The 19,051-nt window shown below is 72.4% G+C and carries 20 protein-coding genes; 11 read left to right on the plus strand and 9 right to left on the minus strand.

The annotated features are described in order from the left end of the window. Positions 1–33: 33 nt before the first annotated feature. Together dapE and AC5677_RS25455 are read left to right on the plus strand one after the other, a co-directional pair. Positions 34–1,125, plus strand: coding sequence for a succinyl-diaminopimelate desuccinylase (gene dapE, locus AC5677_RS25450; RefSeq protein ID WP_497190244.1), 1,092 nt, complete (start codon positions 34–36; stop codon positions 1,123–1,125). Positions 1,126–1,237: 112 nt separating this feature from the next. After that, positions 1,238–1,987, plus strand: a complete 750-nt coding sequence (locus AC5677_RS25455; protein WP_497190245.1) for an LOG family protein — start codon at positions 1,238–1,240, stop codon at positions 1,985–1,987. A gap of 43 nt (positions 1,988–2,030) precedes the next feature. On the opposite strand, the gene folP is transcribed toward AC5677_RS25455, so the two are convergent. Continuing rightward, positions 2,031–2,891 carry a dihydropteroate synthase gene (gene folP / locus AC5677_RS25460; protein ID WP_497190246.1) on the minus strand — a complete coding sequence of 287 codons (861 nt, stop codon included), beginning with the start codon at positions 2,889–2,891 and terminating at the stop codon, positions 2,031–2,033. 91 nt (positions 2,892–2,982) lie between these two features. On the opposite strand from folP, the gene AC5677_RS25465 reads away from it, so the two are divergent. Then, complete coding sequence (locus AC5677_RS25465; RefSeq protein WP_497190247.1) at positions 2,983–3,426, plus strand: DivIVA domain-containing protein; 444 nt, start codon at positions 2,983–2,985, stop codon at positions 3,424–3,426. A gap of 73 nt (positions 3,427–3,499) precedes the next feature. Further along, entirely contained in the window at positions 3,500–4,105 is a 606-nt protein-coding gene (locus AC5677_RS25470; protein ID WP_497190248.1) for a DNA-3-methyladenine glycosylase I, read from the plus strand. 39 nt (positions 4,106–4,144) lie between these two features. Here the strand turns inward: AC5677_RS25470 and chcB are convergent, their stop codons facing one another. Further along, positions 4,145–4,945 carry a 2-cyclohexenylcarbonyl CoA isomerase gene (gene chcB, locus AC5677_RS25475; RefSeq protein ID WP_497190249.1) on the minus strand — a complete coding sequence of 267 codons (801 nt, stop codon included), beginning with the start codon at positions 4,943–4,945 and terminating at the stop codon, positions 4,145–4,147. Positions 4,946–5,270: 325 nt separating this feature from the next. Here chcB and AC5677_RS25480 point away from each other — a divergent pair, with 325 nt between their 5' ends. Further along, positions 5,271–5,438 (plus strand): DUF3117 domain-containing protein, encoded by a 168-nt coding sequence (locus tag AC5677_RS25480; RefSeq protein WP_003985072.1) that lies wholly within the window; start codon positions 5,271–5,273, stop codon positions 5,436–5,438. Positions 5,439–5,583: 145 nt separating this feature from the next. Here the strand turns inward: AC5677_RS25480 and AC5677_RS25485 are convergent, their stop codons facing one another. After that, positions 5,584–6,267, minus strand: coding sequence for an O-methyltransferase (locus AC5677_RS25485; protein WP_497190250.1), 684 nt, complete (start codon positions 6,265–6,267; stop codon positions 5,584–5,586). Between the two features lie 177 nt (positions 6,268–6,444). Between AC5677_RS25485 and sigE the strand changes: the two genes are divergently transcribed. The 5 genes from sigE (at position 6,445) to AC5677_RS25510 (ending at position 11,774) form a co-directional block, all read left to right on the plus strand. After that, positions 6,445–7,215, plus strand: coding sequence for an RNA polymerase sigma factor SigE (gene sigE, locus AC5677_RS25490; protein ID WP_497196753.1), 771 nt, complete (start codon positions 6,445–6,447; stop codon positions 7,213–7,215). Beyond that, positions 7,212–8,174, plus strand: a complete 963-nt coding sequence (locus tag AC5677_RS25495) for a zf-HC2 domain-containing protein (protein ID WP_497190251.1) — start codon at positions 7,212–7,214, stop codon at positions 8,172–8,174. Before sigE ends, AC5677_RS25495 begins: the two co-directional genes overlap by 4 nt. A 124-nt stretch (positions 8,175–8,298) precedes the next feature. Beyond that, positions 8,299–10,404 carry a S1C family serine protease gene (locus AC5677_RS25500; protein ID WP_497190252.1) on the plus strand — a complete coding sequence of 702 codons (2,106 nt, stop codon included), beginning with the start codon at positions 8,299–8,301 and terminating at the stop codon, positions 10,402–10,404. A 116-nt stretch (positions 10,405–10,520) separates the two neighbouring features. After that, positions 10,521–11,009 (plus strand): sec-independent translocase, encoded by a 489-nt coding sequence (locus AC5677_RS25505; protein ID WP_497190253.1) that lies wholly within the window; start codon positions 10,521–10,523, stop codon positions 11,007–11,009. A gap of 117 nt (positions 11,010–11,126) precedes the next feature. Then, positions 11,127–11,774 carry a hypothetical protein gene (locus tag AC5677_RS25510; protein WP_497190254.1) on the plus strand — a complete coding sequence of 216 codons (648 nt, stop codon included), beginning with the start codon at positions 11,127–11,129 and terminating at the stop codon, positions 11,772–11,774. A gap of 108 nt (positions 11,775–11,882) precedes the next feature. Here the strand turns inward: AC5677_RS25510 and AC5677_RS25515 are convergent, their stop codons facing one another. Genes AC5677_RS25515 through AC5677_RS25525 form a run of 3 tightly spaced genes read right to left on the minus strand, consistent with a single transcriptional unit; the run spans position 11,883 to position 14,964 of the window. After that, positions 11,883–13,049 (minus strand): Mrp/NBP35 family ATP-binding protein, encoded by a 1,167-nt coding sequence (locus AC5677_RS25515; RefSeq protein WP_497190255.1) that lies wholly within the window; start codon positions 13,047–13,049, stop codon positions 11,883–11,885. A gap of 42 nt (positions 13,050–13,091) precedes the next feature. Continuing rightward, positions 13,092–13,676: a DUF1003 domain-containing protein gene (locus AC5677_RS25520; RefSeq protein WP_497190256.1), complete on the minus strand. Its 585-nt coding sequence runs from the start codon at positions 13,674–13,676 to the stop codon at positions 13,092–13,094. After that, positions 13,666–14,964, minus strand: coding sequence for a magnesium transporter MgtE N-terminal domain-containing protein (locus tag AC5677_RS25525; protein ID WP_497190257.1), 1,299 nt, complete (start codon positions 14,962–14,964; stop codon positions 13,666–13,668). The genes AC5677_RS25520 and AC5677_RS25525 overlap by 11 nt, the downstream gene beginning before the upstream one ends. A gap of 241 nt (positions 14,965–15,205) precedes the next feature. Between AC5677_RS25525 and AC5677_RS25530 the strand changes: the two genes are divergently transcribed. Continuing rightward, complete coding sequence (locus AC5677_RS25530; protein ID WP_497190258.1) at positions 15,206–15,988, plus strand: hypothetical protein; 783 nt, start codon at positions 15,206–15,208, stop codon at positions 15,986–15,988. 309 nt (positions 15,989–16,297) lie between these two features. Here AC5677_RS25530 and AC5677_RS25535 read toward each other — a convergent pair whose 3' ends face one another. The 3 genes from AC5677_RS25535 to AC5677_RS25545 form a co-directional block, all read right to left on the minus strand. Further along, on the minus strand, positions 16,298–16,840 hold the full coding sequence (locus tag AC5677_RS25535) for a hypothetical protein (protein ID WP_497190259.1): 543 nt from the start codon (positions 16,838–16,840) through the stop codon (positions 16,298–16,300). Between the two features lie 65 nt (positions 16,841–16,905). Beyond that, complete coding sequence (locus AC5677_RS25540) at positions 16,906–17,499, minus strand: hypothetical protein (protein WP_497190260.1); 594 nt, start codon at positions 17,497–17,499, stop codon at positions 16,906–16,908. A gap of 59 nt (positions 17,500–17,558) precedes the next feature. Continuing rightward, positions 17,559–18,689 (minus strand): magnesium and cobalt transport protein CorA, encoded by a 1,131-nt coding sequence (locus tag AC5677_RS25545; protein WP_497190261.1) that lies wholly within the window; start codon positions 18,687–18,689, stop codon positions 17,559–17,561. Between the last annotated feature and the right edge of the window lie 362 nt (positions 18,690–19,051).

The raw sequence follows: 19,051 nt of genomic DNA on the forward strand, positions 1-19,051 counted from the left end.
CCGTACTGGAGTGCTCCCGATAGGGTCGGCCCCATGGAGCACTCCGCACACCGCCCGGCCCTCGACCTCTCGCTCGACGCCGCCCGGCTCACCGCGCAGCTCGTCGACTTCCCGTCGGTCAGCGGCGACGAGAAGGACCTCGCCGACGCCGTCGAGCACGCCCTGCGCGGCCTGGAGCACCTGACCGTCGACCGGTACGGTAACAACGTCGTGGCCCGCACGAACCTGGGCCGCGCCGAGCGGGTGGTGCTCGCCGGACACCTCGACACCGTGCCGATCGCCGACAATGTCCCCTCCCGGCTCGACGAGAACGGCGTCCTGTGGGGCTGCGGCACCTGCGACATGAAGTCCGGGGTCGCCGTCCAGCTGCGGATGGCCGCCACCGTCCCGGAGCCCAACCGCGACCTGACCTTCGTCTTCTACGACCAGGAAGAGGTCGCCGCCCACCTCAACGGCCTGGGCAAGGTCGCCGAAGCCCACCCCGACTGGCTCGTGGGCGACTTCGCCGTCCTCCTGGAGCCCTCCGACGGCCAGGTGGAGGGCGGCTGCCAGGGCACCCTGCGCGTGCTGCTGCGCACCACCGGTGAGCGCGCCCACTCCGCGCGCAGCTGGATGGGCGCCAACGCCGTCCACGCCGCCGCGCCCATCCTGGACAAGCTCGCCGCGTACGAACCCCGCCGCCCGGTCATCGACGGCCTCGAATACCGCGAGGGCCTCAACGCCGTCCGCATCGAGGGCGGCGTCGCCAACAACGTCATCCCCGACGCCTGCACGGTCACCGTCAACTTCCGCTACGCGCCCGACCGCACCCCCGAGCAGGCGCTGGCCCACGTCCGGGAGGTCTTCGCGGACTGCCCGGTGGACGAGTTCCTCGTCGACGACCACTCCCCGGGGGCGCTGCCCGGTCTGTCCCACCCGGCGGCCAAGGCCTTCATGGAGGCCGTCGGCGGCAGTGCGATGCCCAAGTTCGGCTGGACCGACGTCTCCCGCTTCAGCGCGCTCGGCGTCCCCGCCGTCAACTACGGCCCCGGCGCCCCCCTGCTCGCGCACAAGAAGGACGAGCGGGTCGAGGTCGAGCGGATCCTGCACTGCGAGGAGCGGCTGCGCAGCTGGCTGACCAGCTAGAGCCACCCCCGACAGCCCGCCGCCGGCCCGTATACGAGCCGAATTCCCCTTCGCGTCACGTCCGTGGATCTACGCTGAAGCGGCAACGATCTGTCAGCGGAGGGAGCACGTCATGGCCAACCCCGAGGGAGCACCGACCCCCGAGGAGCAGCGGCTGGGTCCCGTACTGCGCCGCCACGACCAGGTGCAGCCGGGCACGACGGACCAGCGGCTGCTGGACTCCGAAGGGCCCTCCGAGTGGGTGCACACCGACCCCTGGCGTGTGATGCGCATCCAGTCGGAGTTCGTGGAGGGCTTCGGCGCGCTGGCCGAGCTGGGCCCGGCCGTCAGCGTCTTCGGCTCCGCCCGGACGCCCCAGGACTCCGCCGAGTACGACGCCGCGGTGCGCATCGGCGCGGCCCTGGTGAAGGCCGGTTTCGCGGTGATCACCGGCGGCGGGCCCGGCGCCATGGAGGCCGCCAACAAGGGCGCCAGCGAGGCCGGCGGCGTCTCCGTGGGCCTCGGGATCGAGCTGCCCTTCGAGCAGGGCATGAACCCGTACGTGAACCTCGGCGTCGACTTCCGCTACTTCTTCGTCCGCAAGACGTGCTTCGTGAAGTACGCCCGCGGGTTCGTGGTGCTCCCCGGCGGGCTGGGCACCCTGGACGAGCTCTTCGAGGCGCTCACCCTCGTCCAGACGCGCAAGGTCACCCGCTTCCCGATCGTGCTGTTCGGGTCGGCCTACTGGAGCGGGCTGATCGACTGGCTGCGCGGCACCCTCATCGCCCAGGGCAAGGCCTCCGCGCAGGACCTGGAGCTCTTCCACGTCAGCGACGACGTGGACGAGGCCATCGCGCTCGTGACCAAGGAGGCCGGGATCTAGGGGGAGGCACCCCCTGGGCCCCGGACGCGCGGGGCCCCGTGCGCTACGCCAGCCCCCGACGGGCGACCGCCGGGGGCCGGTGGCCCGCGAGGGAGGCCACCATGTCCAGCACCTGCCGGGTCTCGGCGACCTCATGGACCCGGTAGACCTGGGCACCCAGCCAGGCCGAGACGGCGGTGGTCGCCAGGGTGCCCAGCACCCGCTCCTTGACCGGCTTGTCGAGGGTCTCGCCGACGAAGTCCTTGTTGGAGAGCGAGACCAGCACCGGCCAGCCGGTCTCCGTCATCTCGCCCAGACGGCGGGTCGCCTCGAGGCTGTGCCGGGTGTTCTTGCCGAAGTCGTGCCCGGGATCGATCAGGATCCCGTCGCGCGGTACGCCCAGCTCCACGGCCCGCTCCGCCAGCCCCAGCGTCACCCGCAGGATGTCGGCCATCACATCGTCGTACGTCACCCGGTGCGGGCGGGTACGCGGCTCGGCGCCGCCCGCGTGGGTGCACACCAGGCCGACGCGGTAACGCGCCGCGACCTCGGCGAGCGCCGGATCCACGCCGCCCCAGGCGTCGTTGAGCAGATCCGCACCGGCCTCGCAGACCGCCTCGGCGACCTCGTGCCGCCAGGTGTCGACGCTGATCACCACGTCGGGGAAGCGCTTGCGCACCTCGGCCACGAACCCGACCGTACGGCGCGCCTCCTCCTCGGCGCTCACCTCCTCGCCGGGACCTGCCTTGACGCCGCCGATGTCGATGATCGCGGCGCCGTCGGCCACCGCCTGCTCCACCCGGGCGAGCGCGGGCTCGTCGCGGAACGTGGCCCCCTGGTCGTAGAAGGAGTCCGGGGTCCTGTTGACGATGGCCATGATCACCGGCTCATGCGCACCGAACTCGCGATTTCCCAGCCGCAGCATTCCCGTACTCCCTCTCCGTGGTCCGGGAGCGACCCTAACTGTCAGACCCGCATGGCACGATCAGTGCAGGCACAAGTCCGGGGAGTTGGTCGTGTTCTGGTTCTTGCTGATCGCGATGGTCGTGGTGGTGGCCGCGGTCACCCTCGTCGTCGTGGGCGGGGGCGACGCCGATGCGGGAGGCGGCCTGCGCGACGCCGAGCCCGACCGGCTGTCCGATCCGCTGCCCGCGGACCGCCCCCTCGCGCGCGCCGATGTGGAGGCCGTCCGCTTCCCGGTGACCGTCCGCGGATACCGGATGGACGACGTCGACGACGCCCTGGACCGGCTCGGCGCCGAGCTGGCCGAGCGGGACGCCCGGATCGCCGAGCTGGAGGCGGCGCTGGCCGGGGCGCACGCCGCCGCGATGGGCGGAGCCGGGCTGATACGGGACACCGGAGCCGGCCCCGCGAAGGACGCGCAGGGCACCCGGGCCGGCGGCGGGGCCCCGGACGCCGCTGCGGACTCCGACGACGAAGAAGGCGAGGGCCGGGCATGAGCGAGCGCAGCGAGCGAATCGTGCAGAGGTGCGCGCTCCGCGAATGCGGGGCCGAGCGGAGCGAGGTATCGGCATGAGCGGCGTGGTGACGGCTCCGGACGGCGTCCCGCGCTGTCCGTGGGGGATGGAGTCGGAGAAGATGGCCGACTACCGCGAGTACCACGACACCGAATGGGGCCTGCCGGTCCATGGGGACGACGCGCTCTTCGAGCGGATGAGCCTGGAGGCGTTCCAGTCCGGGCTGTCCTGGATCACGATCCTGCGCCGCCGCCCCGGGTTCCGGGCCGCGTTCGCCGACTTCAGGATCGCGGCGGTCGCGCGGTTCACCGACGCGGACACCGAGCGGCTGCTGGCCGACCCCGGCATCATCCGCAACCGCCTCAAGATCGCCGCGACGGTCAACAACGCCAAGGTCGCCGCGGGGCTGGCCCCCGGCGAGCTCGACGCCCTCATCTGGTCCTACGCCCCCGACCGGGCCGGCCGCCCGGTGCCGCGCACCGTCAGCGATCTGCAGCCGGTGACCCCGGAGTCGACGGCGCTCGCCAAGGACCTCAAGAAGCGCGGCTTCCGCTTCGTCGGCCCGACGACCGCGTACGCCATGATGCAGGCGTGCGGTCTGGTCAACGACCATCTGGCGGACTGCCATGTCCGGCAGAAGGTGGAGGCGGCGGCCGGCTGAGCCGGGCAGCCCGCCCGGCCCCGGGCCGGGCGGGCGCGTTCAGCGCCCCAGGAAGACCGGCTTCTCCTTCTTCACGAACGCCTCGACCGCGATGAGGTGGTCCTCGGACGCCCCCGCCCGCACCTGGAGCTCGTCCTCCTTGCCGAGGGTCTCGGCGAGCGAGTGCCCGGCCCCGTAGGCCAGCGACTCCTTGATCGCGGCATACGCGGCGGTCGGCCCCTGCGCCAGCCGCCGGGCGACCGCCGCCGCCTCCTCTGCCAGCTCGGCCGCCGGGACGACCTTGTTGGCGATGCCCAGGTCGTAGGCCTCCTGCGCGCTCACATTGCGCGGGAAGAGCAGCAGATCGGCGGCCCGGCCATGGCCGATCAGCCGGGGCAGCGTCCAGGACATCCCGGAGTCGGCGGTCAGCGCCACCCCCGCGAAAGAGGTGTTGAAGGACGCCGTATCGGCGACGACCCGGTAGTCGGCGGCCAGCGCGAAGCCGGCGCCCGCGCCCGCCGCGACCCCGTTGACGCCCGCGACCACCGGCTTCGGCATCTCCGTCAGCGCCGTCACAATCGGGTTGTAGTGCTCGCGCACGGTGTTCATGGTGCTGCCCGAGCCCTTCGCCCGGTCCTCGGCCAGCAGCCCGATGTGTTCCTTGAGGTCCTGCCCGACGCAGAAGGCGCGCCCCGTGGCGGTCAGCAGCACGGCCCGGACGGCCGGGTCGGCGGCGGCCTCCTGGAGGGCGTCCCGCAGCGCGACCTTCGCCTCCGTGTTCATCGCGTTCATCGCGTCGGGGCGGTTGAGGGTGATCGTCGCGAGTCCGTCGGTCACGTCGTAGAGCACGGTGTCGGCCATAGTGGGGGTCCCCTCCGTCGCGGCTCGGACTGCCCGGCAGTGGCAGCCCAGCGCTCAGAATGCCGGAGATCATCGGCCGTCGGCATGTGACGTACATCAAACAACTCGGGCGCGTCGGGCGTCGGCAAGTGGCGCAGTATCGCAGCCCCCTCCCCGAATTGGGTGGTTTTGGCAGAGCGCGTTGCAGAAGGGATGCTCCCCGATGTTGGTCATCGGGTCGTTCGATGCGGGATAATGGCCTGGAAGCAATGTGTTCGATGCCGGTGACACGCGCCTATTGAGGCCGTCGGCTGACGATGAGCTGGTTTCAGGAAGGGGAACGAGCATGGCGGCCATGAAGCCGCGGACGGGTGACGGCCCGCTCGAGGTGACCAAGGAGGGGCGGGGCATCGTCATGCGCGTTCCGCTCGAAGGCGGCGGGCGACTCGTCGTGGAGCTGACCCCGGACGAGGCCAAGGCCCTGGGTGAGGCGCTGGAGAAGGTCACCGTCTGACAAGGGCGGAACAACCGCTGCGGTTTTCCCGGGGCTGACCCCGGTACCCCCAGCCGAGTACCCCGGCCCCGGCAGGCGGCGCGCAGCTACGGCGCGCCGCCTGCCGGGGCCGTTTCGTTGCCGCCGACGCCCGCCCGCAGGCCGGTCAGCCGCGCTTGACCGCGCAGAGCAGGCCGTCGCCCACCGGCAGCAGGGACGGCACCAGCGCGCTGCTCTCCCGTATCGCGCGCAGCAGTTCCCGCAGCCGCAGCACCTCCGCGGGCTGCACCGAGGAATCGACCGTACGGCCGTCCGCGAAGACGCCCGCGAAGCACACCAGGCCGCCGGGGCGCAGCAGACGCAACGATTCAGCGAGGTACTCCAGGCACTCCATCAGATCCCCGTCGCAGAGGACGAGGTCGTATCCGCCGTCCGCGAGACGCGGCAGGACGTCCAGGGCGCGGCCGGGGATGAAGCGCGCGCGGTTGCCGGCGAAGCCCGCCTCGCGGAACGCCTGCTTGGCGAAGGCCTGCCGCTCCGGCTCGAGATCGACGGTGGTCAGTACGCCGTCCGGCCGCATGCCGTGCAGGAGGTAGATGCCCGACACGCCCGTGCCGGTGCCGATCTCGGCGACCGCCTTGGCGTCCGCGGTGGCGGCGAGCATCCGCAGCGCCGCGCCGGTACCGGTCGTCACCGTACGGATGCCGGCCTCCCGCGCCCGCGCCCGGCACCAGCTCAGGGCGGTCTCGGTACCGTCGTCGAGGGTTCCGGCGCCGTACGCCTCGGCGAATGCCAAGTTCGTCTGCCGGTTGCCGGTAATGGCCCTCTCCTGTCCCCGTAGTTGACGCAACCGTGACTGTATCCGCTGTGTGCGGGAACCCGCAGATGGGACCGGGCGTTAATAAACAGCAGGGGGAAAAGCAGGGGGGAGGCACCGGTGAAGACGGCGCAGGACACGAAGCAGGGTCGGAAGCAGGACCAAATGCAGGTCAAATCTGCTTATCCGGAGCTAACGGGCGAGGTGGATATGGTAGGGGCTCTACTGGACACCACCAGAGCCACCAGGGGAGGTGCGGCTGCGGCGGGTGACCGAACGGCGCGAAGGCGCTGGAAAAGGTCGTCCACCGAGCCGAAATCCGTGACAAACACTGCTGCAGGTCTCCGTACCACCGACTCCGCAACCACCGCGACCTTCGCCGAGGACGCGGATGCGCAGGCGTGGACCCCGCCCAGCTGGGAGGAGATCGTCAGCACCCACAGTGCGCGGGTCTACCGTCTCGCCTACCGGCTCAGCGGCAATCAGCACGACGCCGAGGACATCACCCAAGAGGTCTTCGTCCGCGTCTTCCGCTCCCTGTCGTCGTACAGCCCCGGCACCTTCGAGGGCTGGCTGCACCGCATCACGACCAACCTCTTCCTGGACATGGTCCGCCGCCGCCAGCGCATCCGCTTCGACTCGCTCGGTGACGACGCCGCCGAGCGGCTGCCCAGCCGCGAGCCGGCGCCGCAGGAGCACTTCGACGACACCCACTTCGACGCCGACGTCCAGCATGCGCTGGACACCCTCGCGCCCGAATTCCGGGCCGCCGTCGTCCTGTGCGACATCGAAGGCCTCTCGTACGAGGAGATCGCCGCGACCCTCGGCGTCAAGCTCGGCACGGTCCGCAGCCGGATCCACCGCGGCCGCTCCCATCTGCGCAAGGCGCTCAAGCACCGCTCCCCGGCGGCGCGCGCCGAGGAGCGCAAGCAGCAGCGGTCGCTGGCCGTGGTCTCCACCGGGGAGGTCGGGATCGCGTGAGCCTCAGTGGCGGTCCGTCCCCCGCCGAGCAGCATCTCGGCGACCGCCTCGCGGCCCTGGTCGACGGCGAGTTGGGGCATGACGCGCGCGAGCGGGTGCTCGCGCATCTTGCGACGTGCGGAAAATGCAAAGCGGAGGCCGACGCCCAACGTCGGCTGAAGACGGTCTTCGCGCAGTCGGCGCCCCCGGGTCCCTCCGAGGGGCTGCTGGCGCGCCTCCAGGGGCTGCCCGGAGGCGATCCCGGCGGCCCCGGCAGCCGGCTCGGCGACGGCGGCCTCGGACGCGGTGGCTTCGCCAGGGGCGGCGGCGCGTTCGGCCCGCTCCCCGGCAGCGACCCCGCCCGGCGTGCCGACCGCGCGGCGGCGGGCCTCGCCGCAGCGCCCCGGCAGCGCGGCTTCCGGGTCCATGAGGCCGAGCGGCCCGCGCCGCAGCGCCGCCGGTTCGCCTTCGCGGCGGCCGGGGCGGTCTCGCTCGCGGCCTTCGCGCTCGGCGGCGCCCTCCCGCTGGAGGCGGCCGTCGACCTGCCCGGTGGCCGTACCGACGGCGGCGGCACGGCCGTCACACCGCTCAGCGCCACCCCCGCGGCGGGCAGCGGTTCCCTGACCCGCACCGGCGAATACCTCACGACCGACGACGCCCGCACGGGCACCGGCCCGCGGAACGCCGCCCCCACCATGGCCCCGGCCCCCAGCGCCATGATCCTCTACGCCCCCGGCGCCGTGCTCCCGCACCACCCGCCCCTGGGCCCGGACCCGTCCGGACGTTTCGGCCTCTCGCCCCTGATGGCCGCGACCGGCCCGGCCTCGCCGTACCACCACTCCCCGGTGGCCGACGGGCCCGCCACCCAGCCCGCCCGTGCCTTTCCCCCGCTTCCCCCACTGGAGCCCAAGCGCCGGCTGATCGGCTCCGCCGCCCCCGCCGGCTCCGTCGCACCGGGCGCAACTCCCGACCGGCACTGACCGCGCACTGCGCAGCCGCGACCAGAACTGGTTGAATCCCTGTTGGGCTGCGCCCCCTGTCCGGGGCGCGGGCCGCGAGGTGGCGGTGGCCCGCGCGTGACCGCGGGCGAAAAATGGGGAGAGCATGGACGACGGTAAGGCCGCCGGGCCGAAGCTGAAGTGGTGGAGCCGCCCGGGACGCCCGGTGACGCAGCCGCCCACCGAAGCCGGTCCGCAGACACCGGCGCCGCCCGCCGACCGCACGGCCGAGGCGGCCGCAGGGGTCCCGGTGGGCCCGGCGGACGAGGACTGGACCGTCCGGCCGCCGGAGGGCGTCGAAGGCGCGGCGGACGCGGCGCCGGAGCCTGCGGGCACACCCGGGCCTGCGGGCACGGCGGAGCCGGCCGCTGCGACAGCCCCGGCAGCTCCGGCCGAGGCGGCCGAGGCGGCCGAGACAGTCGGTACGGCCGGTACGGCCGAACCGGCGGCGGACGACGACTGGACCGTCCGGCCGCCGGCCGCCGCGGCCGCGCCGCCCGAGCCCTCGACCGTGACGCTCGGTCAGGTCGGCGCCGGTCCGCGGGAGGAGACCACGGCCACGGCCACGGTCACGGCCGGGTCGCACGGCGCCCCGGAGCGGCCGCGGCCGCTGCACGCCGAGGACCCGTACGGCACGCCTCCGTACGGCGGCCCCGGCCCCTGGGCGCCCGCGCCGCCCGTACAGCGGCCGATGACGACCCCGGCACAGGGCACCCGGCTCCCGCCGTACGCCATGCCCGCGCAGGCCCCGGCGCCCCCCGCCTACCCCGGCCCGGCCCCGCAGCCACCGGCCGCACCCGCGCAGTCCGCACCCATGCAAGCCGCCCCCGCGGGCAACGACGGCCCCTCCCTCCAGAAGCCCCCCGCCCCTCAGGAGCCCGCCACCCCGCCCGACGCCGCCGACACCACCGCCTTCGTTCCCCACCCCGGCGACGGCGGCCCCCGCCCCGCCGCGAGCCGCCCGGCCGTCCCTGGCGGTCACGGCCCCGCCCCCGTTCCGGCCCCGGTCCCCGCCCCCACCGGCGCCTGGCAGCGGTACGACCCCTGGAGCGCACCCCAGCACGGCGGCCCCGCCGCGCCCCCGCCGCCCGGCGGCCGGCGCGGCAGGCGCGCACCGCTGGTGGCCGGCGCGGTGGCCCTCGCGCTGCTCGCGGGCGGCGCCGGCGGCGTCATCGGCGCGTACATCGAGCGCTACGGCGGCATCAACGACATCCGCCTCCCGCAGGCCGCCGACGACGGCGGGGCCCGCAACCCCGACAGCGTCGCCGGGATCGCCCAGCGGGCGCTGCCCGGCGTGGTCACCCTCCACGTACGCGGCAGCGCCGAGCAGGGCACCGGCACCGGCTTCGTCCTCGACCGGGAGGGGCACATCCTCACCAACAACCACGTCGTCGAGCCGGCCGGCGCCAACGGCGAGATATCGGTGACCTTCAGCGGCGGCCAGACGGCCAAGGCCAAGGTCGTCGGGCAGGACGGCGGCTACGACCTCGCCGTCGTCCAGGTGGAGGGCGTCACCGGACTGCGGCCGCTGACCCTCGGAAACTCCGACGCGGTCCGGGTCGGCGACCCGGTCGTGGCCATCGGCGCCCCGTACGACCTGGCCAACACCGTCACCTCCGGCATCATCAGCGCCAAGCAGCGCCCGATCACCGCCGGCGGCAGCAAGGGCGACGGGAGCGATGTCTCGTACGTCGACGCGCTGCAGACCGACGCCCCGATAAACCCGGGGAACTCCGGTGGCCCGCTGGTGGACGCCAAGGCGCGGGTGATCGGCATCAACAGCGCCATCCGGGCGGCCGACACCGGCAGCGGGCCGGAAGCCGGCGGCCAGGGCGGCAGCATCGGCCTGGGCTTCGCCATACCGATCAACCAGGCCAGGCGGGTGGCCGAGGAACTGATCAACACCGGCCGCGCAACACACCCGGTGATCGGCGTCATGCTGGAAATGGAGTACGCCGGGGACGGCGCACGGGTCAGCGACCGGAGCAAGGACGGAAAGGCGCCGGTCACCCCGGGTGGCCCCGGGGCCAAGGCCGGCATCAGGGCCGGCGATGTGATCACCAAGGTGGACGGTGCGGCGGTGCACAGCGGCGAGGAGCTGATCGTCAAGATCCGCAGCCACCGGCCCGGCGACACGCTGGTGCTGAGCCTCCAAAGGGGCGGAAAGGAGCGGACCGTTCGGCTGACGCTGGGCTCCTCCAGCAGCGGCTGATCGTTTGCCCCGTGTTGGCACGGGTGACTCCCACCCGACGCAGCGGGCCAGGTACCGTGATAGTTGGCCTGGCCTCTAGGCCATCGACGGCCGCGGATATTCCAAGGAGCTGCAAGGTGTTCTTCGACATAGGACCCCTCGAGCTGGTCGCGCTCGTGATCCTTGCGGTGCTCATCTTCGGGCCGGACAAGCTGCCCAAGGTCATTCACGACACCATGGGCTTCATCCGGAAGGTGCGCGCGTTCTCCGACAGCGCCAAGGAGGACATCCGCAGCGAGCTGGGACCGGAATTCAAGGACTTCGAGTTCGAGGACCTCAAGCCCAAGAATTTCGTCCGCAAGCACGTCCTGGAGAAGGACGAATACGGCCTCAAGGACCTCCAGGAGATCCGTAACGGCTTCGACTTCCGGTCGGAGATGTCCGACCTCGAGGACGTCATCCACGACCGCGACGACCATGACGCGCCCGCGCGCCCCTCGAACGGCGCACGGGCCAACCTCTCCAAGGAGCCCGCGTCCGGCGCCTCCGGCCGCCCCGACCTGGTCAAGAAGAGCGACCGGGCCGCGTCGCCGGAGCGTCCGCCGTTCGACGCCGACGCCACCTGATACTCCCGTATGCCCGGCTGTGTTGACCCCTATGGCTATGCTCCCGGTGTCCGGGGTGAGGACGCCTGAGGGGGGCGGGCCGCCCATGACGCAGGGCAACAAGGAGGCGCCGCGCAGATGGAGACGACGAGTCCGACACCGACCGATGAGGTGTCAGGCGACGACGGCCGGAAGGTCGACGGCTATCTGCTGGCCGCGTTCCCGTGGTACGGCCTCGACGAGGCGTTCGACGGGCCACGCTGGCTGATGCAGGTCGGCGCGGCCGCGGACGGCACCGTCGAGCACGGTGCCACCGGACACGGCCAGGAGCCGACCATAAAGGTCGACACGGGCAGGGACGAGGACCGGTTCGCGGTCGTGGTCACCGTCGCCAGCCGGCCCGTACGGCGCAGCGCCGACGGCACCGGCGTCCTGGAGGCCACCTCGGTCTCCACGGCCGCCTGGCTCGCCGGTTCCGGGCTGCTCGCCCAGACCTGGCCGTCCCATATGGACCGGGCGCTGCGCCAGGACTGGCTGGACCAGCAGACGATGATCGCCTGGGAGCTGGCCGACGATCTGACCGGCGAGAGCTGGAGCGAGCTGATGCTGCCGGTGGACGGCGTGCCGATGCCGTTCCGCTACCGCGAGTCCGAGTACGGCTGGGTGCTGGCCGGCTCGTCGGGCGACGGCGCCGGGTCCGTGCACATCGGCGCGTACGGGCGCGGGATGAGCGCCTACGGCCTGGGCTTCTCCGTCGTCAAGGACATCAGTTCGTACGAGGGCTGAGCGGCCGGGACACGCCCGCGCGGCCCGTCCCCGGTAGACGCGGAAAGGGGCGGACCCGGCGGGCCCGCCCCTGCGGCGTCGGGCCGCCGTTCGGCGGCCCCGCAGTCCTCAGAACTTGTTGCGCGGCGTGATCCCCAGCGACATGCCCGACAGGCCCCGCTGACGCCCGCCCAGCTTGCCCGCGATGGCGCGGATCGCCGAGCCCGCGGGGGAGTCCGGGTCGGTCAGCACGACCGGCTTGCCCTCGTCGCCGCCCTCGCGCAGCCGCACGTCGATCGGGATGGCGCCGAGCACCGGCACCTGCGTGCCGGTCGTCTTCGTCAGGCCCTCGGCGACCCGCTCGCCGCCGCCGGTGCCGAAGACGTCGACCATCTCGTCGCAGTGCGGGCAGGGCAGCCCGGACATGTTCTCGACCACGCCGACGATCTTCTGGTGGGTCTGCACGGCGATCGAACCGGCCCGCTCGGCGACCTCCGCCGCGGCCTGCTGCGGGGTGGTGACGACCAGGATCTCGGCGTTCGGGACGAGCTGGGCCACCGAGATGGCGATGTCGCCCGTGCCGGGCGGCAGGTCCAGCAGCAGCACGTCCAGGTCGCCCCAGTACACATCGGCCAGGAACTGCTGGAGCGCGCGGTGCAGCATCGGGCCGCGCCAGACCACCGGGGCGTTGCCCGGCGTGAACATGCCGATCGAGATGACCTTCACGCCGTTCGCCGACGGCGGCATGATCATGTTCTCGACCTGGGTGGGCTTGCCGTCGGCGCCCAGCATCCGGGGCACGGAGTGGCCGTAGATGTCGGCGTCCACCACACCGACCTTCAGGCCGTCGGCCGCCATCGCCGCGGCGAGGTTCACGGTCACCGACGACTTGCCGACACCGCCCTTGCCGGAGGCGACGGCGTAGACGCGGGTCAGCGAGCCGGGCTGGGCGAACGGCACCTCGCGCTCGGCGGTACCGCCGCGCAGCGACGAAGCCAGCTCCTTGCGCTGCTCGTCGCTCATCACCTCGAGGTCGACCCGGACGCCGGTGACGCCCTCGACCCCGGCGACCGCGTCGCGCACGTTGTTGGTGATCGTCTCGCGCATCGGGCAGCCGGAGACGGTGAGGTAGACCACGACTGCCACCGCGCCGTCGGCCGCGATCTCCACCGATTTGACCATCCCCAGATCGGTGATGGGGCGGTGGATCTCGGGGTCGTTCACCGTCGCGAGGGCGGCGCGGACCGCATCCTCGCTCGGTGCGGAGCCATGGGGCTGGGGCGTGTCGGTAGCCATGCCCCGATGGTACGGCGCTGGAGCGGGCCTCCGGTAAGGCCGTCAGCGGTCGCGTTCGTCACTCTCCGCCTCGACCATCCGGCGCAGCTCCAGATCGCGCATCAGGTCCTCCAGTTCGGAGCGGATCCAGTCGCGGGTGGCGACCTCGCCCAGGCCCAGCCGCAGCGCGGCGATCTCCCGGGTCAGATACTCCGTGTCCGCGATGGAGCGCTCGTTCTGCGCGCGGTCCTGCTCCTGGGCGACCCGGTCGCGGTCGGCCTGGCGGTTCTGCGCCAGCAGGATCAGCGGCGCCGCGTACGAGGCCTGCAGCGACAGCGCCAGCGTCAGGAAGATGAACGGGTACTCGTCGAATCGCAGATGGCCGGGCGCGAGCGCGTTCCAGCCGATCCACACGATGACGATGACCGTCATCCAGACGATGAACCGGCCCGTCCCCAGGAACCGGGCGATCTTCTCCGACAGCCGCCCGAACGCCTCCGGGTCGTACTCCGGCCAGAACGTCCGGCGCGGCACCCGCGGCTGGTCCAGGCGCACCCGCGGCCGGTCGGGCGTGCTGCCGCGGCGCACCGCGGAGGCGCCGACCGCCCGCGCCCGGTCCTTGCCGCCGTCCCGCTCCTCAGCGCCCATCCGCGGCACCCCGCAGCGCCTGAGCCCCGCCCGTGACCGAGCCGTGCATCTCGGCCTCCCGCCAGTCGTCCGGCAGCAGATGGTCCAGGACGTCATCGACGGTGACCGCGCCCAGCAGCGAACCGCTCTCGTCCACGACCGGCGCGGAGACCATGTTGTACGCCGCCAGATAGCGGGTCACCTCGGGCAGCGGGGTGTCCGGGGGCAGGGCCGGCAGATCGGTGTCCGCGATGGAGCTGACGAGGGTGAACGGCGGATCGCGCAGCAGCCGCTGGAAGTGCACCAGGCCCAGGTACTTGCCGGTGGGGGTCTCGTCGGGCGGGCGGCAGACGTACACCTGGGCGGCGAGCGAGGGCGACAGGTCGGGGTCGCGCACCCGGGCCAGCGCGTCGGCGACCGTCGCGTCCGGGCGCAGCACGATCGGCTCGGTCGTCATCAGACCGCCCGCCGTGCGCTCCTCGTACGACATCAGCCGCCGCACATCCGCGGCCTCCTCCGGCCGCATCAGGGTCAGCAGCCGCTCCTTCTCCTCCTCCGGCAGCTCCGAGAGCAGATCGGCGGCGTCGTCCGGGTCCATCGCCTCCAGGACGTCGGCGGCCCGTTCCTCCTTCAGCTTGCCGATGATCTCGATCTGGTCGTCCTCCGGCAGCTCCTCCAGGACGTCGGCCAGCCGGTCGTCGTCGAGCGCCGCGGCGACCTCCGCGCGCCGCTTGGCGGACAGATGGTGCAGTACGCCCGCGAGGTCGGCGGGCCGCAGCTGCTCGAAGGTGGCCAGCAGATTCTCCGCGCCCTGCCCGTGCTCCTCCAGCGAGAAACCGGTCACCGCCGACCACTCCAGGGTCAGCGTCTCCCCCTTGCGGCGCAGCGCCCCGCCCTTGCCGCGCCGTACGAAGACCTTGTCGATCTCCCAGTCGCGGCGGGCCGGCAGCTGGATGATGCCGATGTCGAGGACGGTGACCTCCTCGCCGGAATCCACCAGGCGCACCCGGCGGTCCAGCAGCTCACCCAGCACCAGCGTCTCGGAGGCGCGCTGTTCGAAGCGCCGCATATTGACCACGCCGGTCGTGATGACCTGGCCGGACTCCACTCCGGTCACCCGGGTCATGGGCAGGAAGATGCGCCGCCTGCTGATCACCTCGACGACCAGGCCCAGCAGCCGCGGCGGGCGCGCGCCGACCCGCAGCATCGCCACCAGGTCCCGTACCCGGCCCACCTGGTCGCCGTTGGGGTCGAAGACGGCGACGCCGGAGATATGGGAGACAAAGACCCGGGGAGTGACCACTGCCATGCGCAGCGCCTCCCTTCTCCCGTTCCGGCCCGAATGACCCCTTGATTCGGCTTCAGGCTAACGCGCCCGGGTCGGCCGCGCCCCGGGGAGAACGGCCGTATGGTGGCCCCGCATCGGGCCGTGCGGAGCCGCTCGCACGGTCGTACGGGTGTGCTGCCGACAACCCGCCGAAAACCGCGCACGGCCCAGGTACGCTGCCGTACTGCTGTCGAGGTCACCCGCATCAGGAGGCAGAACCGACGTGACTGCTACCCCCTCGGGGACGCGCCCCCGAACCCTGGCCGGCCGCCGTCGTAAGGGACGGGCGGCGCTTGTCGGGGCGGTGTGCGCGGGACTGGCCGCGGCGCTCGCGGGCTGCGGCGGCGAGGACCCGGACGCCGGCACCAACGGCGTCGGCAAACTGCCCGCCGCAAAGATCGAATCCAAGGCGCGGGCGGCCGCCCAGCAGGCCGATACGGTCCGGCTCTCCGGCAATGTCGTCAGCCAGGGCCGCACCTACAAGCTCGATATGCGGCTCGCGAAGAACGGCGCCAAGGGCGAGCTGAGCACCAAGGCGGCGGCGTTCTCGCTGCTGCGGGTGGGCGATGCGCTCTACCTCAAGGCGGACGCCGCCTTCTGGGCCGGCGAGAAGAGCGCCGCATCCGGTACGCCCGACGAGTCCGCCGCGGCCAAACTCGGCGGCAAGTACGTCAAGGTGCCCGCCGCCGACCCCGTCTACAAACGCTTCAGCGGCTTCACCGACAAGGACACGCTGCTGGGCAGCCTCCTCGGGCTGCACGGCAAGCTGGCCACCGGCGACCGCAGCGACATCGACGGCGTCCGCACCATCCGCCTCACCGCGGCCGCGGGCTCCGGCGGCACCCTCGACGTCTCCCTGGAAGGCACGCCGTATCCGCTGCGGCTCCAGCGGGCGGGCGGCGCGGGCGTGGTCCGGCTCGACGACTGGGGCAAGAGCGTGGACCTCAAGGCCCCGGCGAAGGACCAGGTCGTGGACTACGGCTCGCGGATCTCGGGGCGGGGCTGAGGACGCGGGGCTGAGGGGCCGGGAGGCGGCGGGAGCCGGAGGGGTCGAGGGGCGCGTGGCCCCCTTGACGCGTGGCCCCTTGACGCGTGGACCCTTAAGGCGGGGTCGAACGCATCCCGTAGGGGATACGAGCGCCCCCTGTGGGGCCACAACGAGGCGGCGGCAGAGCGGTATTCCCGGCCGGGACGGCCATTTCCGGCCGACAGTGACAGCGGACAGTTACGCCCGACAGCTACGGCATACGGCTACGGCGCCACCAACACCCCACCCCCACGCCAGCCGTCGGCCACTGCCCACGGCACCCGCCGGCTACCCCTTGCGCCCCCGGCGCAGCAGCTTCGGCAGGGCGGCGGGCACCGGCCGCCGGGTGATGGCGGACGTCGCCAGCGGCGGCGCGGCATGCGACTCCTCCGGCATCCGGCCGGGACGCTGCGACGCCTCGTCCCCGCACGGCTCCAGCCGCAGCACCCGGCACTCCCGCGCCCAGCGCTCCGTGAGCGTGTCCGCATCCGGGGCGTTGAGCCGCTTGCCCTTCAGCTCCTCGACCGCGCCCCGCCAGGCCTCACCCTCCGGCGCCAGCTCATGGACCCGCGCCTGCCAGGCGACCAGCCGTCCGCCCTTGTCCTTGCTCCGTACGGTGACCGTCGCCGTGCCGCCGTCGGTCAGCCCGAGGTCGGCCAGTGGCTGCTCGCCCGCCCCGTCCCCGATCAGACAGGCCGCGCCGTCGTGCCACAGATGCCACAGCGCCCGCGCCGGGCCCGCCGTCCCCCGCACCCAGATCAGGCCGGACTTCTTCGTGGCCTCTTCGATGAGTGCCCGATCCTGCAGGGCCTGCGACACGCTCTCCGTCATACGGGTCAGCCTAATCGCCCCGGTCACGGGTGCCCGGAGCCGCCCAGGCGCTGAGACGCGATGCCTCAGGCGAGGAACGCGCGGGCGAACCCGGCCAGATTCTGCGGGCAGGCCCATATCTCCCGGGTGAGCCGGCCCTCGTACCAGGACTCCCGCCACTCGACGTCCTCGTCCTCGTCGGCGTGCCCCTCGGCGAGGTCCGCCTCGTGTGCCGCGTCCCGCTCCGGATGGGCCAGCATTTCCAGGACCGCCGGGAAGCCTTCCAGGTGGCTGTCTTCCGGGACCTCGTCACAGGGATGCGCCGGATGGCCGCAGGGGCGCTCGCCGAGGGCGCGGACGACCCCGGCCATGACCTCCCTGACCCGGCGCTCGGACTCCGCATGGGGCGACGCGTGGATGACGTAATTCCCGATGTAGTACAGCCCGAGCGCCCACAGGGCGGTCTCTGCGCCACCGGCCGCAACGCTCGCCCCGAGGTGCCGGGCGCACTCGAGCACCGCATGCCGTTCGCTGCCGAGGTAGTAGCCCTGATGGAGGCTCTTCCAGTCACCGGCCAGCGCATCCCACGCGTCGGGCGTGGCCGGCGCCTCGATGGGCACCGACCGCTCGTCCTCGTACTCCAGGTCCTCGGGGCACTCCGCTCTCACTTCACCTGCCATGCCCCGAGGGTGACACGAGGGTCTGACAACGCCCTGCCGCGCCGCCCCCAACTACCGCCTCACAGCCACCCGTTCCGCTTGAACCCGCGGTGGATGCCGAAGCAGATGGCGACCGTCACCAGCATCATCGCCGGGTAGCCGAACTTCCAGTGCAGTTCGGGCATGTACGTGAAGTTCATGCCGTAGATCCCGGCGATCATCGTCGGTACGGCGAAGATTGCCGCCCAGGCCGTGATCTTGCGCATGTCCTCGTTCTGCGCGACGGCCGCCTGTGCGAGGTTGGCCTGAAGGATGGAGTTCAGCAGGTCGTCGAAGGACAGCACCTGCTCGTTGACCCGCGCCAGGTGGTCGGCCACGTCCCGGAAGTACTTCTGGATGTCCGCGTCGACCAGCCGCATCGGCCGCTCGCTCAGCAGCTGCATCGGCCGCAGCAGCGGCGATACGGCGCGCTTGAACTCCAGTACCTCGCGCTTGAGTTGGTAGATCCGCCCGGCGTCGCCGCCCTTGGCGGACGAGCCCTTGGCGTGGGGGCCCTTGCCGTTGGTGCCGGAGCTGAAGACGTCGATCTCCACCTCGTCGATGTCGTCCTGCACCGCACCGGCGACCGCCATGTAGCCGTCGACCACCTGGTCGGCGATGGCGTGCAGCACCGCCGACGGGCCCTTGGCCAGCAGCTCCGGGTCGTCCTGCAACCGGTGCCGCAGGGCGCGCAGCGAGCCCTGGCCGCCGTGCCGCACGGTCACGATGAAGTCCCGGCCGGTGAAACACATCACCTCGCCGGTCTCCACGACCTCGCTGGTTGCGGTCAGCTCGGCGTGCTCGACGTAGTGGACCGTCTTGAAGACGGTGAACAGGGTGTCGTCGTAACGCTCCAGCTTGGGCCGCTGGTGGGCGTGGACGGCGTCCTCGACGGCGAGCGGGTGCAGCCCGAACTCCTGGGCAATACCGGCGAATTCGGCCTCGGTGGGCTCGTGCAGACCGATCCAGGCGAAACCGCCGTCGGCGCGGACGCTCGCCATCGCCTGGGCGGGGGTGACGTGCTCGCTCACCCGGCGGCCCTCGCGGTAGACGCCGCAGTCCACGATGGCGCTGTTGGCACAGGCCGGGGCGGCGGTCTCGTAGCGGTAGGGGGTGTCTTCGCGGCGCCGGGACGGGCGGACGGCGGCGCGCAGGTCGCGGATCATCGACATGGCTGGCTCCTTATACGGGCCGGCCGTCAGTCAGGAGCGCGGGGCGCAACGCTGCCCGGAACGTGGACGTACGAGGCATCCTTGACCGTACGTCCGCAAAGCGGGCGGCGCTCCGTGCGGTGATACTGACGGCAGTTCGCAGAACACGGAAATTGAGAGTCGAAGGCGCTCTTCCGTCATCTACATCCGGCGCAAAGGAACTTCCCGAACTTCATGGGTTTCGCCGCTGGGCGGCGGGGTACGGAAGCTCTCGGATCAGGAGATTCGCTGCGCGAGGGGGATGACAGGAGAACTATCGGTACTGCACGGTCGACTCGGATCCACCGCAGCCCCACCTCCTCCGGCCGGTCCCCGCTGGGGGA

This window comes from Streptomyces sp. JLSY215 (assembly GCF_059682825.1).